Below are 15,770 nucleotides of genomic sequence, written 5' to 3' on the forward strand. Positions count from 1 at the left end.
TGGGGGACCTGCGAAAAGCTAGTGGGTGTGCTAGTGGATGTGCTGGAGCAGCACACACGGGTAGGTGGCAAAAAGGTCGGCAACCTGTGCCTCACCAGAGTAAACGTTGCCAGTGAGGCGGTCGCGCCAGGCGCCGTGGGGCAACGTCAACGTGGTGCCCGCCCACTGAGAGGCGTCCTGCCAGTCAAAGCTGCGGCGGATGGCAAAGGCAATCACCTCGTGGCGCGCGGTGCGGCGGGAGCCCTTGGGGCCGCGGGCAAAGCCAATGCAGTTTACCTCCGCGGGGCCTTGGGCGAACACGGCTTCGTAGTCGCCCGTGTCAAAGGTTTCCGGCAGATCGGCGCGCACCCGTAATGCCTCGCGGGTGACGTGCAGCTTCGCCAGGTCCGGCTCCTGGACGGGGTCCGGAACCCTCTGTTCGTCCAGGCGCTGCATGAACTGCCTGCGCATGGTGAAATCCACAAACCGGCGGTTATCGGGGTCCACCAGGGAATCGCTCAGCAGCTCGGTGCCCTGGTAGGTGTCCGGGATACCGGGGGCCAGCAACTGCAGCAGCTTGCGGCCCAAACGGATGGGTTCGGTCCGCTTCTCAATAGTGGCCACGAACTCGGTGATCATTGGCTGGGCAGGGCCACCCAAAATAGCAGCCACCCAATCCGTGACGGCCTGCTCAAAAGCCTGATTGGGGGCAGTCCACTCGGTGTGTACCCCGGCCTCACGCACAGCCTTAATTGCGTATTCAGTTGCCCGCTCCAGCAGCGCTGGGGTGATGCCCTCGGCCTCGGTTGGCCAAATGCCAAGGAGGTTCTGCAGCAAGAAGTGCCCTGTGTTGCCGTCTGGGGCGGGTACCAGGGCGTGGACCTTGTGCACCAATTCCGCAAAAACGTGGGGTTCGATGGTCAGCGCGATGATCCGGGCGCGCACGTCCTCGTCGCGCTTGGTGTCATGGGTACTCAACGTGGTCATTGCGCGGGGCCAGAGCCGGGAACGCTCATCCTGGAGCAGGTGGAACTCCGCCGCGGACACACCAAAGCGCCCCGGTGCGCCGCCAACCTCCTGCAGGGCAACGAGGCGGCTGGCGCGGTAAAAGGTGGTGTCCTCCACGCCCTTGGCCATTACGGCGCCACACACCTGGGCCAGGCGGACTGTGGCCTCACCGCCGGTGAGCATGGCCGCGGTGATGAGGTCGAGCGCCCGACGCTTGGATGGGTAGCGGTGGGAGAGGTCCGCCACCACGGAGGCGGTGAGCCGAGAGAGGGACTCGTAGTCGGCGCGGTACACGGGCATCTCCGCCACCAGGTCGATGATGGTTTCAATCAGCTCGGCCTCGTCCACCGCGGCGCCGGCGGTGGAGAAGTTATCCCGGCGGACGGCCCGGGCCAGCCTGCGAACCTCCGCGGCGAGTTCATACCTGGCGACGTCGGCTTTGAGCAGTTGTTCGGTGGCATGCAGTGCCTGCGCATCCCAAGTGGAGCCTGTTTGCTTGAGGGCGAGCATGCTGAGGTTGTCTTCTGCGGCGCGATTGACGAACACGCCGTCGAACTCCCGCAGCGAGTCATAGCCGGTGGTGCCGTCCACGCGAAGGCGGGGGTCGAGGGGCTCGGCCACGCCAAGAATTTTCTCCACGAGGAGCAGCCGGTCGGGGCCAATGAGATCACGCAGCCGCTCGAGGTATTCAAAGGGCTTGGCTAGGCCATCGGGGTGATCCACGCGGACTCCATCGATGAGGTCCTCCTCGGCCAGGCGGCGGATCACCTCATGGCTATGAGAAAACACCTCCGGATCCTCCTGGCGGATGCCCGCGAGGTCATTCACGGAGAAAAAGCGCCGGTAACTGATCACTCCGGACTTCCAGTAGCACAGCTTGTACGCCTGCTTGTAGTAGGTGGCTACCGGATCATCAGGGACCAGGGTGCCGGGGGCGATGGGGTAGAAGTGGTCAAAGTAAGCGAGGACTTGCTCGCCGACGAGCCCCGGTGCGGTAGGTACGGACGCATCCAGGGTGGCAAAGGTGATCTTGTGCTCGTCGCCCTCCGCACCGAGTACCGGCAATCCGATCTTTCCGCCGGCGCCGTTGTCTTTGGCAAAGTCGATGTCAAAATAGTGCGCGTACTGGGAAGCCTTGCCGTGCTTCAGCACATCCCACCACCAGGGGTTTTGCTCGGGTGAGGCTACGCCAACGTGGTTGGGGACGATATCAATAATGATGCCCATGCCGGCTTTCTTGGCAGCAAGGGCGAGCTCCCGGAAACCTTCCTCACCACCGAGCTCGGGGTTGATTTCGGTGGGGTCTACCACGTCGTAACAGTGCGCAGAACCGCTGGTTGCCTTGAGAATCGGGGAGAGGTACAGGTGTGAAATCCCCAGATCCTGCAGATAGTCCAGCAACGCCAGGGCATCTGCGAACCCAAAGCTGCGTCCTTGCGGATCAGCTTGCGGGCCGCGCAACTGCAAACGATAGGTGGAGGAAATGCGAGTCATGCACACTACCTTAAACGGAAGCGGCACACCTCGGAGATTCCGCACTGTAGAACGCCGGGAAACCGTCGCGCTCCTGCAACACCCCTGGCACCGCCGCGCCCAATCCCGTGCGAGCACGCTCAGCGATCCACTGGCCTGCCGCGTGCGCTCGCTCTTTGGGCATCGCTACCAGCACGTTTTGCTGCGGCAGCAGGAACACTGGCGGCTGTTCGAGCAGCCCCATGGCGTAATTGTTGAGGAACTGCAGCGTCTCCGGGTGCGCGAGCCAGGTGCTCATCGACGTTCCCGGGATGCGCAACTGCAGCCCACCCACCAACGCCGGATCCAGAGCCGTGGCCGGGCGGCGGTGGACCTGAATGCCCAAGGACGTTCGTGCCCGCTGCTGCGCCTGCGCCGCCGCCAAGTTCCACGCCTTGAGCGGAGTCAGCCCCATCTGGGCGATGTCGGTGTGCGTGAGCGTGTGTCCGTGGAAACGAAAGCGCGTACAAAGTCCCCGAGCCAGTGCCACCTGCGCGTAGCCGGCGCCGAAATCCTCCCCAACCAGCGTCAAAGCCTGCGTGTTTCGTAATGCCACGATCTCAAGCTGCAAGTCCTGTGATTCAAGTGCCAAGGTATCCCCCTTCAAAGCTGCCCCGTTAACTCAACACCTACCTTAGACTCCCGACGGAGGTGGTGCGGTTCCCAGCGAGAGAAAAAGCAGCGAGGGGTTACCCTCATTCAGGGGAGAGTTCGAGGTGTTCGAAGAGCTGCTCAGCAGACCAGATCTCGATCTGCTGCCCCTTGGCAATGAGCTCCTCGGCGCGCTTGAGCTTGGATGTCTTCGTTTCCCACGGACCGGAGGCCAAAATGGTGGTCTTTTTGGTGACGTTCTTGCCCACCTGGGCTCCGCGGGCAGCGAGTGCGTTCCACAGCTCGCCTTTTTCAAATGGGGCGAAATCGCCGGAGAGGGTGACATTCTGGCCAAACAGCACGCCGGTGGGGTCCGCGTCCAGATTTGGTTCTGGAATGACCTCCGGGGTGGCGGCTTTGGCCCAGCGCGCCCTCGCCCGTGCCTGAGCGGGCGCTTGCGAGGCTGAGGTGGCTGAGGTGGCTGGGGTTGGGGTGGCGGAGCGCTGTGAGGACAACTTTGCGAGCACAGGGTAGACCCGCTTCGCGTCCAGGTTCCCTAAGGTCATGCCGAAGTGCTCGGTGAGCTCGCGCAGGCTGACCGGCGTGGAAAGCGTCTTTTGCTCAATTACCCGCTGCGCAAGGCCGATGATGATACCTGCGCAGGCCTCGGCGTCCGCACCTGCGTCATGGTGTTTGGTCAGGTCTACGCCAAAGTACTGGGCCACAACCGGCAAGCGGTGGCTTTCCACCTTCAGGTCGGCGTGCCGCGAAAGGGCAAGTGAGCAGGAGAAATCCAAGGTGGGGACGGCGATGCCGGCGGCCTCCGCGGCGCGGAAGAGGGCGGTCATATCAAATTGGGCGTTGTGCGCCACCACCGGGAGGTCTCCGATGAAATCCACCAATTTTTCCTGCGCCGTGGCATAAGGCATGGCGTCTTGGACGTCTTCGGCGGTGATGCCGTGGATGGCAACATTTTCCGCATCAAAGTTGGCGATTGGGGCTGGTGGCTGGCACAGCCAGGCTACGGTCTCAAGTACGTCGCCGTCGCGCACCAGCGTGGCGCCGATTTGGCAGATGGAACCCCAGTCCCCATTTGCGGTTTCCACATCTACCGCCACAAAGTCCAGGCCAGCAACCGCGCGGGTGGCGATCACCGGGAGCTCGCCGCGGCGTGCGGCGGCGACCGCATCCACGAGATCCTGCTGGGCCTGGGCCTGGTTGGGCGCGAAGAGCATGGAGTGGCTGCGGGCGCTGGCGTCGTCGGCAAGCTCCAGCACAACCACACCACCAGTGGTACGCGTGGCCAAACTGCTGATGGTGGCGGAAGTGATGCTGGAGATCGGCGTGCTGAAGGCCTGGTGGCCGAGGGCTGCGGCGAGTGTGCTCGGGCTGAATCGCAGGGTTCGGGGATCAACTTCGATCGTGCCTCGAAATGCCTCGATGCGCGCTTCAGTCACGGGGGACACACTCCTTTACAGCAAAAGACCAGTTGGGACAGCGAGTTTAGCCGATTCCCTTGTCAGCGTAGTCGTCTGCGGTATCCACCGTCTCTTCCTTCGCTGGCTGCTCAGCATCATTGCTGTAGAGCGGCAAACCGACCTGGCGCAGCAACATGGTGGCACGGCCCGGGACGGTGAGGGTGGCCTCAGCATCCAGGGTGACGGGGTCGGCGGGGTAGCCGGTGGCCTCATCGGTGTCCACGATCAGCTTCCACGACTGGCCAAACTGCGCGCTTGGCAGGGAGAAGTCGATCTCCTCGTAGTGGGCGTTGAAGATGATCAGCCAAGAATCATCCTCAACGCGCTGGCCGCGGGAATCCGGTTCGCCGATCGCCTGGCCGTTGAGGTACACCATCACGGACTTGGCCATGTGAAAACCCCAGTCATCCTGGGTCATGGGGCGCCCGGATGGGGTCAGCCACGCGATGTCGCGGTCACGCACGTCCTCACCCAGGGGGCCGCCAGCGAGGAAGCGGCGGCGGCGGAACACCGGGTGGTTCGCGCGGATACGGATGAGGCGGCGGGTGAACTCGTGCAGATCGCTGTTCTTTTCCAGCAGCTCCCAATCCACCCAGGCGATCTCATTGTCCTGGCAGTACACGTTATTATTGCCGCCCTGGGTACGCGCGATTTCATCGCCGTGGGCGATCATCGGGGTGCCCTGGGAAAGCAGCAAAGTGGTGAGGAAGTTGCGGCGCTGACGGGCGCGCAGCTCCAGGATCTCGGGGTCTTCCGTGGGGCCTTCCACGCCGCAGTTCCACGAGCGGTTGTGGCTTTCGCCATCGCGGTTGCCCTCGCCGTTGGCCTCGTTGTGCTTCTCGTTGTAGCTCACCAGGTCGTTGAGGGTGAAGCCATCGTGAGCGGTCACAAAGTTGATCGAAGCAGTCGGGCGGCGGCCGTTGTTCGCATACAGGTCCGAGGAACCGGTGATGCGGGAGGCAAACTCGCCGAGCGTCGCTGGTTCGCCGCGCCAGAAGTCACGCACGGTGTCGCGGTACTTGCCGTTCCACTCGGTCCACAGCGGTGGGAAGTTGCCTACCTGGTAGCCGCCTTCGCCCACATCCCACGGCTCGGCGATGAGCTTCACCTGGGACACCACGGGGTCCTGCTGCACTAAGTCAAAGAAGGTTGCCAGCTTATCCACATCGTGGAGTTCGCGCGCCAGGGTGGAGGCCAGGTCAAAGCGGAAGCCGTCCACGTGCATCTCGGTCACCCAGTAGCGCAGAGAATCCATGATCATCTGCAGTGGGTGGGGGTCGCGCACGTTGAGGGAGTTACCGGTGCCGGTGTAGTCCATGTAGTGGCGCTTGTCGCCGTCCACCAGGCGGTAGTAGGCCTCGTTGTCGATGCCACGGAAGGCGATCGTTGGGCCCAGGTGGTTGCCCTCGGCGGTGTGGTTGTAGACCACATCCAGGATGACCTCAATGCCGGCCTCGTGGAAGGCGCGGACCATGCCCTTGAACTCGCTCACCGCGCCACCTGCGGTCTTGGTGGCGGCGTAATCGTGCTGCGGAGCAAAGAAGCCAAAGGTGTTGTAGCCCCAGTAATTGCGCAGGCCGAGGTCACGCAGACGATCGTCTTGGAGGAACTGGTGCACCGGCATCAGCTCGATGGCGGTCACGCCAAGGTCCTTGAGGTAACCAATGATCGCTGGGTGTGCCAGGCCGGCGTAGGTGCCACGCAGCTCCTCCGGAACATCCGGGTGAGTCATGGTCATGCCCTTCACGTGTGCCTCGTAGATCACCGTCTCGTGGTACGGGGTCTTTGGCGCGCGGTCAGAACCCCAGTCGAAGAAGGGGTTGACCACCACGGACTTCATGGTGTGATCCAGGGAGTCCTCGGTGTTGCGGGCGTTGGGATCATCCGGGTTGGTGATGTCGTAGCTGAACAGCGAAGGGTGGCCGTCGAATTCGCCGGTGAAGGCGCGTGCGTAAGGGTCCACGAGCAGCTTGTTCGGGTCGCAACGTTTGCCGTTTGCGGGGTCGTATGGGCCGTGGACACGGTAGCCATAGCGCTGGCCTGGGGCGACAGCAGGAAGATAGGCGTGCCAAATGTGGGCATCCACTTCTTCCAAGTTGATGCGTTCTTCTTTACCGTCTTCATCGATCAGGCACAGTTCCACCTTTTCGGCAACGTCCGAGAAGATGGCAAAGTTCGTGCCCGCGCCGTCGTAGGAAGAGCCAAGTGGGTAGGCATGGCCGGGCCACACGCGGCGCTTTGGCGCCGCAGACGCCTGAGAAACTACGGGTTCATTCATGAATGGGTACCTTACCGGTTCAGTTGCTCATACCTGCTATTACGGCGCGTAAACCGTCTGTGAAATTATCAGAATCCACACCGAGAGTGCGGATTGCGTCACCTGTATCCGCGACTGTGATTTCTTGAAGCTCTGCCTGCTGCAGCGCAGCCTGATCCATCATCGAAGAGCCGAGCACGAAAGAAAGTAAGGTCGCCGCCGCAAGATCAGGGCGGGGGAGTCCATCTGAGCGTGCCGACGCGGCCAGCACCGCCTCCATCTCCGCCCGCAGCGCGGGGTTCGCGAGCGCGGCGCTCAGTAGCTCCGCCCCATCGCGATAGGAAAACATAGCCTCCCGCAGCCGCATGCATGCCTGCTCGAGCGCGGCGGTGGGCGCGTCGAAAAGCGGCTGCAGCACAGCCCGAGCCGTGGCATCGATCAACGCCTGCTTGTTTTTGTAGTGCCAATACATCGCCCCAGGGGCAACGTTGAGGTGGGCGGCGAGCCTGCGCATGGTCATGTCTGCCAGCCCGTATTCACTCAAAATCTCAAGGCTTGCCGCGATAATGCTTTCTTTGGTGAGCTGCACCTAAATTATGGTAGTTGAAACGCTCCATGGCCGTGAGCCGATTAATTTGGTTAGAGTGCAAGTAAAACTCTGGCCTAGAACAGAACTTTTGGAAGTGATCAAGAAGTGAATTTGACCAAAATCGGCGCACTGTGCACCGCGACCGCACTGACCCTGGGCCTCGCAGCCTGCGGAAACGATGAGGAATCCGCGGCAAACTCAACCACCGCCACCACAACGGTGGCGCTAAGCTCCACTGCCACCACTGCGAACACTGCGGCGGAGACCACCACAGAGCAGCCAGCCGCTGAGGAAACCAGCGCTGCCGCTGCCGCACCGGAAGCAGCCCCAGTGGACCCAGCCGCACAAGCCGCAGGTGACGCCCTACTCAACGAACTCGGCGTGGCACCTATGGCCGCAGTTGACGGGCCACAGGCATCCGCCGAAGACGCCCAGGCCATCGATGCCCTGGTGCGCAGCTCCAACAACATCAACAATGCGCGTGACTTCATCCTCTACGTGCCAAACAACGCCTGCGCAGCGCTCATCGAGGCCAACGGCGGCTACGAGGCCGTGACCAACCTGCCAGGGCTCACCCCGCAAATCGAGGCCGAGGTGCTGGCCCGCCGCGGCACCGTCACCGCCGTGGAGGACATCCGCGTGAACGGAGATACCGCCTCCGCGCTGGTCACCTCCGACCAAAACGGCACCCCAACCACCACCACTTTGCGCTTCCTGCGTGAAAACGGGCGTTGGACGTTCTGCCAGTAACAAGTTGAGGTGATGCACTCAAGGCCCCAAGCAGATGATGCTTGGGGCCTTTTTGTTGAGCGCATACTGCACGTTTGCTGTGCGTTTGCAATTCTATTCACCTATAGATTGCAATGTGTTTGCAGGTTAGGTGGAAAGTGGACACATTGGATCTAGGGCGGGGTACTGAGCGGGAATAACGTTTCTTCCAGGTTGTGAATCTCCGCAGCCGGCGGACCGAATCCAAGGAGGAAACCTCGTTGAGTACACACTTTGTATCTGGGGACGTAGCAACACCAGAAGCGTTTCTGAAGGACTTCCACCACACATCCCAATACGGCGCCACCTCTGCCGGAGGAATTGACCGCCAGGCCGGCACGAAAGAACACGGCGCGGTGCGTGACTGGTACGTGGCTCGCGCGAAAGAACTCGGCTTCGAAGTGCGCGTAGACAAGATTGGCAACGTGTTTGCCTCCCTGGAATTCGTGCCGGGGGCAAAACACGTGTACGTCGGCTCGCACCTGGACTCCCAGCCTCTCGGAGGCCGATTCGACGGCACCTACGGCGTGATTGCGGCGCTCTATGCAGCGGCGCGTGTGAAGACGCTTGTTGAGCAAGGTGAAGTGACCCCTGAGTTCAATATCACGGTTGTGGACTGGTTCAACGAGGAAGGCGCGCGATTTGTGCCCTCGCTGATGGGCTCCAACGTGTTTGCTGGATTCTGGGATGCCGAAAAGACCCTTGATTCCACCGATCCCAAGGGCATCAGTGTGCGCGAAGCACTAAGCGACATCGGCTACCTGGGCAGCGACACCCCGCCGGAGATCGCCTCCTACGCCGAACTGCACATCGAACAGGGCCGCATCCTGGAGCGTGACGGTGTCACCATCGGCGCCGTGGACCAAAGCTGGTACACCCAAAAGCTCGTGGTGAAAGTATGCGGCGAACAATCTCACACCGGGGCGACCATCATGGCGGACCGTCACGACGCCCTCACTGCAGCCGCGGAAATCGTGCTTGCCGCCGAAGCCGTGGTTGAACGCTTTGACCAAGAGCAAATCGTGACCTCAGTGGGCAAATTCGACGTGCTGCCCAACTCTCCGATCGTGGTGCCGCGCCAGGTAGACCTGGTGATCGATCTTCGCGCGAACCTCCAGGCAGACGTGGAGGAAGCCCGTGACGTGCTCAAAGAACAGATCCAAGAAATCGCACAGCGGCGCAACCTCACCATTGATGCCCAGGACTTCGACATCCGCGACATCCAGCACTACCCAGAAGCAGGCATTGAGCTCACCGAAAAGGCGAGCGCCAACCTCGGGGTGAGCGTGCAGCGGATGCGCACCATGGCAGGCCACGACTCAATCGTGATGAACCGCATTGTTCCATCCGTCATGGTGTTTATCCCCTCCGAAGGCGGCATCTCTCACTGTGAGCGCGAATTCACCTCAGACGAAGACATGCTCTCCGGCGTGGACGTACTCACCGAGATCGCGAAAGAGATGGTCACCGGGGTGCTGAAGGACGTTGAGGCGGCGGGGTAAAGCGGGGGTTTGAAAGCGAAAGGAGCTGTGATGACCGCTCAGGACTTGGCGTCGAATCACACGAAAATTGTAGAAACCGGCGAATTTGACCAACACGGGCACGTAGTTGTGCTGAGCTCGGAGCACACGAGTAACAAGCAGCTCTACAACCATGACATCGCCCCGAGGACCGGGGAAGGGCAGTGGACCGCAGGCTCGCTGTTCAACTGGTGGATGAGCGCATGGCACTCCCTGGGTGGTTACGCGATGGCGGTGGGGTTTATGGCCATCGGGCTCAGCGCTTGGCAAGCATTGCTCGGCATGGTCCTTGGCATGGTTGCCATGTGGGGAGCTTCCAACCTCATGGGCGTGGCAGGCCAGAAAGTTGGCGTCCCGTTCCCCGTGTTCGCCCGAATCACCTTCGGCGTCCACGGTGCAAACCTCCCAGCGCTACTGAGGGCGATCGTGGCGGTTTGCTGGTACGGCATCCAAACCTACCTGGCCTCCCACGCCATCATGGTGCTCGTTCTCAAGCTCGCTCCGGGGGCGGCATCACTCAACAACAACTCCATTCTGGGACTGTCCACCTTGAGTTGGATTTGTCTCCTTGGGCTGTGGAGCGCTCAATTGTTCGTGCTGTACCGAGGTATGGAAACTGTGCGGAAGCTCTCCGACTTCGCAGGGCCAACCATTTGGGTAGCGATGATCGCACTCGCGGTGTGGACGTTGGCACGAGCCGACTGGCAGATCAACTGGAATTACACGATCGACCAAACCCAACTCACCGGAGCTGCATCCCTGGTTGCTGTATTGGGCGTTGCAAGCCTCACGCTTGCCTACATGGCCGGTCCGATGCTGAACTTTTCCGACTTCACCCGCCTCTCCGTTTCCACCTCAGCAGTCCGGAAGGGTAACGCGTTGGGGTTGTTGGTCAATGGCGTTGCATTCGCGGTTGTCTCCGTGATCATTGGCGTGGCGTCTGCAGAAGTGTATGGGGAAGTGGTCACGGACCCGATCCTGTTGCTTGGTGATCTCGACTCCGTTTCTTTGCTTCTGATCGCAACAATTGCGGTGGCCGTAGCTCAAGTGGGTGTCAATATCATCTGCAATTTCGTTTCCGCGGCCTTTGACTTCACCCACCTGCGTCCGTCGGTGATTTCCTTCAAAATCGGCGGGCTGATCACGGCAGTGTTGGCCCTCGCAGTGATGCCGTGGAGGCTGTACGAATCTCCGGTCATCATCAACGTCTTTCTGGGTGGAGTTGGTGCTTTGATCGGTCCACTTTTCGGAATCATTATGGCGGACTACTACCTGCTCAAGCGGGGCAAGATTAAGGTGGCAGATTTGTATTCTTCCAGGTGGGATGGCAAATACCACTACTCGGGCGGTATCAACTTCCGGGCGGTTACGGCTTTCTTAATTTCTGGCGGAATCTGTCTTGTGATCGCGTTGGCTCCGGCGTTTGGAGTGCTCGCGCAATTCAGTTGGCCAATCGGTGTGTTTCTCGGCGGATTGGTGTACGTCGGGATCGCTCGGCGGTCCTGAAATGGGCGATGAACCTTATGAAAAGGTGTTGACAATATGTCCACACCGCAATGTGATAGCGAACACATTTTTGCTTGATGACGTTCGGGGATATCCGGTTATCTAAGCCATAAAAGTTTCTCCAAACAGCAAAAAATACCTCACAAAACTTTAAGGAGGATGTCATGGGAACAACACTCATTCATGGTGGCACCGTTGTCAGCGCCACTGGAAAAGGCTTGGCTGATGTATTGGTTGAAGATGAAAAAATTGTTGCCGTGCTCGCGCCGGGTGCAAAAACCTTTGGTGAGGCGCTTCAGGAAAATGTAGACAAGCGAATTGATGCAACAGGGAAATATGTCATCCCGGGTGGTATTGATGCGCATACTCATATGCAAATGCCATTCGGTGGCACGGAAGCCTCCGATACGTTTGAAACCGGAACGCGGGCCGCAGCGTGGGGTGGAACCACAACAATCGTGGACTTTGCGGTGCAAAAGCACGGCGAAAGGGTGATGGATGGCCTCGCAGCGTGGCATGACAAGGCTCGCGGCGAATGCGCCATCGACTACGGGTTCCATCAGATCATCGGTGAAGTCAATCAAGACTCCCTGGAAGCCATGGGGGGCCTCATGGATGAAGGTGTTTCCAGCTTCAAACTCTTCATGGCATATCCAGGGGTTTTCTATTCCGACGACGCGCAGATTTACAAGGCGATGCGCAAGGCCGCGGACACTGGATTGCTTTCCATGATGCACTGTGAAAATGGGCCGGCAATCGACGCGATGGTAGAGGAACTCCTCGCGCAAGGCAAGACCGACCCTTACTACCACGGAGTAGCGCGAGCATGGCAAATGGAAGAGGAAGCTACCCACAGGGCAATTATGCTGGCAAACCTCACCAATGCCCCTCTCTATGTGGTCCACGTATCCGCAAAGCAAGCGGTTACCCAATTGGCGGCTGCGAGGGACAACGGTCAAAACGTGTTCGGTGAAACCTGCCCTCAGTACCTTTACCTCTCCCTGGAGGACCAGCTCGGTGCACCAGGCTTTGAAGGCGCCAAGTGGGTATGTTCCACGCCGCTTCGATCCAAGCACGAACACCACCAAGAACACATGTGGCAGGCCCTGCGCACCAATGACATCCAGATGGTTGCCACGGATCACTGTCCATTCTGCTTCAAGGGTCAAAAGGAAATGGGCATTGGAGACTTTTCCAAGATCCCCAACGGCATCGGCTCGGTGGAGCACCGAATGGACCTTATGTACCAGGGCGTCGTCAATGGAGAAATCACCCTTGAGCGCTGGGTGGAAATCACGTCGACCACTCCAGCCCGAATGTTCGGAATGTACGGCCAAAAGGGTGTGATCGCCCCTGGCGCGGACGCGGACATCGTTGTGTACGACCCCAACGGGCACACCTCCATCGGACTCAACAAGACACACCACATGAATATGGATCACTCCGCGTGGGAGGGCTACGAGATCGATGGGCATGTAGACACCGTGATGTCTCGCGGCCGAGTTGTGATTGACAACAACGAATACCTGGGAACCAAGGGCCATGGAAAGTACATCAAGCGTGATGCGTGCCAATACCTGACCTAACATCTGCGCCCTGAGGGGCGCACAGATTTCTCACCCATAGAGGAGCCAACATGACTTCAAATGTTGCACACCTTCCCTTTCCAGCCCTAAGGGATGCGCAAATTCATCCGCCGATGAGTGAATCGGACGCGCAATTTGAAGCAAATCGGTGCCTATACTGCGCCGATGCCCCCTGCATGCAGGCTTGTCCTACCCACATCGACATCCCGGAATTTATCAAAAAGATTGGATCCGGAAACCTCACTGGTGCGGCAAAGACCATCCTAAAATCAAATTTCCTCGGCGGAACCTGCGCAAGGGTTTGTCCAGTTGAGGAGCTGTGTGAAGGTGCATGCGTACTGAATAAGACCGAGCGACCCATTTCCATCGGAAGGTTGCAGCGGCACGCAACCGATCACCTGGCGAGCAAGGGTGTGCAGCCGTTCGAGCCTGGAGAACCAACCCAGAAGAAGGTGCTCGTTGTGGGATCTGGCCCCGCCGGACTATCCGCTGCGGCACACCTCGCGCAGCTTGGGCATGAAGTAGAGATCTGGGAGCGCAAAGAACTTGCGGGTGGCCTTTCCACCTACGGCATCATTACCTTGCGCGAACCAATCGAAGTTGCCCAGCACGAAGTGGAAATGGTGAAAGCACTGGGCGTCAAAGTTCACACGAACACGGAGCTTCGTGATTCAAACCATCTCCGAGAGCTGGCAGAACAATACGACGCGGTATTCATCGGCACAGGCCTAGGCGGTGTACCTCAACTGGAAATACCCGGTGGAGAAAAGATCGTGGACGGCCTTGAGTTCATCTCGGAGTTCAAGACCAACCCTGAATTTGCACTCGAACCACAAAGGGTTGCGATTATCGGCGCCGGTAACACCGCAATCGACGCAGCAACCACTGCCCGGCAAATGGGAGCTCAGGCCACCGTAGTGTACCGCCGCACACCAGCAGAAATGACCGCGTTCGACGCCGAGTATGAATTTGCTACCAACTTCGGAATTGAATTCCAATTCCTTGCCAACCCAGCGGAAGTGGTCACCGACGATAAAGGCAATGTCACTGGCTTGCGCTGCACCCGAATGAAAACCGTGGAGGCCGGCGCTGATGGGCGAGCCGGTGTGCAACCGTCGGGTGAAGAAGACATCATCATCCCTTGCGACCTCGTCCTTTCCGCCATTGGCCAGGTGAAATACGACGACGAAACTGGCTTTGGGCTCAATCTGGAGCGAGGCTATTTTGCCACCTCGGACTTCGCTTCCTCTGGGCCGCTCTCCAATGTGTTCGCAGGCGGTGACGCAATCCGTACCCGCGGTGATGCATCAACTGTTATGGCAGTTCAGGACGGCAAACTTGCTGCGGAACAAATCCACCAGTATCTCGAAGGGAAGTAGCAATCATGGCTGATCTCACAACCAATTTTGCTGGCATTACAAGCCCGAACCCATTCTGGCTCGCTTCCGCGCCACCGACCAACTCCGGATATCAAGTGGACAAGGCATTCGAAGCAGGGTGGGGCGGCGTTGTATGGAAAACCATCGGTCCGCCGGTGCTCAACATTTCGAACCGCTACGGCTCGTTTACCAAAGACGGCAAGCGCATGCTCGCAATCAACAACGTCGAAGTTATTTCGGACCGCCCACTGGAAACCAACCTGCGAGAAATCGAGCAGATCAAAAACAAGTGGCCCGACAGAGCGATGATCGTCTCCATCATGGTTGACGCCAAGCCAGAAACCTGGGACTACTACGTCAAGGCTGCAGAAAACGCAGGTGCGGATGGCATCGAACTCAACTTCGGTTGCCCGCAGGGCATGTCTGAACGAGGTCTCGGATCGGCGGTTGGTCAAAATCCTGCGCTGTGTGAACTAAACACGCAGCTTGCCACCGCGGCGGCGTCGGTACCCGTGATCGTGAAGCTCACCCCAAACATCACCGACATCACCACCTCCGCACGCGCGGGTCTTGCGGGAGGGGCGAATGCGCTGAGCTTGATTAATACGATCAACTCGGTATCCAAAGTGGACCTGGATTCCTTTATTGTCTCGCCGACCATTGGCGGGAAGTCCACACACGGAGGCATGGCGGGCCCTGCGGTGAAACCCATCGCACTCCACATGCTTGCGGAAGTCATGCACGACGAGGACGTGATTGCCTCTGGTGTTCCTGTTTCCGGAATGGGAGGCATTGCCACCTGGAAAGATGCCGCGGAGTTTCTGCTACTCGGCGCAACCAGCCTCCAAGTTTGTACCGCGGCCATGACGCACGGCTTCAGAATCATTGAAGACCTCTGTGAGGGTCTTTCCAACTGGATGGATGACAAAGGCTTTGCCACATTGGAAGACTTCCGTGGGCGAGCGCTTGCCACGCATTCCAAGTTCAATGATCTCAACCTTGCACACAAGTCCGTGGCTTGCATTGATTTGGATAAATGCATTGGCTGCAACCTCTGCGTGACGGCCTGCCACGATACTGCGCACCAGTGCATTGACCTGCTGAATCAAGAAGGTCAAGTGGTTGCCCCAGGGATCAACCCGGCAATCAATGGCAAGGCAACACTTGAGCTTCGGCCCGTTCCGAAGGTCCGCGAAAGCGACTGCGTGGGATGTGCGCTCTGCGCGAATGTTTGCCCAGTTTCCGGCTGCATCGAGATGGTGACGGTTGACTCCGGCAGGCAGGCAGTGACGTGGAATGAACTCACGGCCGCTCAACCTGAAGTAGCAAATGACTGGGGCGTGATGCTGGATTATCGAAAGTCGGTGGGCATCGATATTCACTAACCAATTTCACTAATCGAATCCTCCCGTATTCGCAGGGGTATATTCCTGGGATTTTGCTGGGGTTGGCCCTGACCCACCTAAAGCGGGGCCAACTCGCTCTGAATACTCATAAGATCTGTACATTTTCTTATTCCAAGTATTCCGGCGGTTTTTTGGATCCGCGCTTTCCTACAGCGTCAAATCCGGTTTCCGCTTTATTGCATTTCATTGCA

General features: G+C 59.3%; 11 protein-coding genes. 6 read left to right on the forward strand and 5 right to left on the reverse strand.

Annotated elements, in window-relative coordinates; genetic code table 11:
• Positions 1-30: 30 nt before the first annotated feature.
• The 5 genes from treY to NQ018_RS00850 form a co-directional block, all read right to left on the reverse strand.
• Positions 31-2,481, reverse strand: coding sequence for a malto-oligosyltrehalose synthase (gene treY / locus NQ018_RS00830; RefSeq protein ID WP_257057562.1), 2,451 nt, complete (start codon positions 2,479-2,481; stop codon positions 31-33).
• Positions 2,482-2,491: 10 nt separating this feature from the next.
• The gene (locus tag NQ018_RS00835; protein WP_257057565.1) at positions 2,492-3,091 is read right to left on the reverse strand and encodes a hypothetical protein; all 600 of its coding nucleotides are present in this window, start codon (positions 3,089-3,091) and stop codon (positions 2,492-2,494) included.
• Between the two features lie 103 nt (positions 3,092-3,194).
• Positions 3,195-4,547 carry a 3'-5' exonuclease gene (locus NQ018_RS00840; protein ID WP_257057568.1) on the reverse strand — a complete coding sequence of 451 codons (1,353 nt, stop codon included), beginning with the start codon at positions 4,545-4,547 and terminating at the stop codon, positions 3,195-3,197.
• Between the two features lie 46 nt (positions 4,548-4,593).
• Complete coding sequence (glgX, locus tag NQ018_RS00845) at positions 4,594-6,846, reverse strand: glycogen debranching protein GlgX (RefSeq protein ID WP_257057571.1); 2,253 nt, start codon at positions 6,844-6,846, stop codon at positions 4,594-4,596.
• 19 nt (positions 6,847-6,865) lie between these two features.
• Complete coding sequence (locus NQ018_RS00850; protein ID WP_257057574.1) at positions 6,866-7,414, reverse strand: TetR family transcriptional regulator; 549 nt, start codon at positions 7,412-7,414, stop codon at positions 6,866-6,868.
• Positions 7,415-7,519: 105 nt separating this feature from the next.
• Here NQ018_RS00850 and NQ018_RS00855 point away from each other — a divergent pair, with 105 nt between their 5' ends.
• From NQ018_RS00855 to preA, 6 genes are all read left to right on the forward strand, one after another.
• Positions 7,520-8,164 (forward strand): hypothetical protein, encoded by a 645-nt coding sequence (locus NQ018_RS00855; protein ID WP_257057577.1) that lies wholly within the window; start codon positions 7,520-7,522, stop codon positions 8,162-8,164.
• A 239-nt stretch (positions 8,165-8,403) separates the two neighbouring features.
• Complete coding sequence (locus tag NQ018_RS00860; RefSeq protein WP_257057580.1) at positions 8,404-9,684, forward strand: M20 family metallo-hydrolase; 1,281 nt, start codon at positions 8,404-8,406, stop codon at positions 9,682-9,684.
• A gap of 30 nt (positions 9,685-9,714) precedes the next feature.
• Complete coding sequence (locus NQ018_RS00865) at positions 9,715-11,208, forward strand: NCS1 family nucleobase:cation symporter-1 (protein WP_257057583.1); 1,494 nt, start codon at positions 9,715-9,717, stop codon at positions 11,206-11,208.
• A 164-nt stretch (positions 11,209-11,372) separates the two neighbouring features.
• Positions 11,373-12,794 carry a dihydropyrimidinase gene (hydA, locus tag NQ018_RS00870; RefSeq protein ID WP_257057586.1) on the forward strand — a complete coding sequence of 474 codons (1,422 nt, stop codon included), beginning with the start codon at positions 11,373-11,375 and terminating at the stop codon, positions 12,792-12,794.
• A 50-nt stretch (positions 12,795-12,844) separates the two neighbouring features.
• Positions 12,845-14,173 carry an NAD(P)-dependent oxidoreductase gene (locus tag NQ018_RS00875; RefSeq protein ID WP_257057589.1) on the forward strand — a complete coding sequence of 443 codons (1,329 nt, stop codon included), beginning with the start codon at positions 12,845-12,847 and terminating at the stop codon, positions 14,171-14,173.
• Between the two features lie 5 nt (positions 14,174-14,178).
• Positions 14,179-15,558: an NAD-dependent dihydropyrimidine dehydrogenase subunit PreA gene (gene preA, locus NQ018_RS00880; protein WP_257057591.1), complete on the forward strand. Its 1,380-nt coding sequence runs from the start codon at positions 14,179-14,181 to the stop codon at positions 15,556-15,558.
• Positions 15,559-15,770 lie beyond the last annotated feature (212 nt).

This window comes from Corynebacterium kozikiae (assembly GCF_024580965.1).
Lineage (GTDB): Bacteria > Actinomycetota > Actinomycetes > Mycobacteriales > Mycobacteriaceae > Corynebacterium > Corynebacterium kozikiae.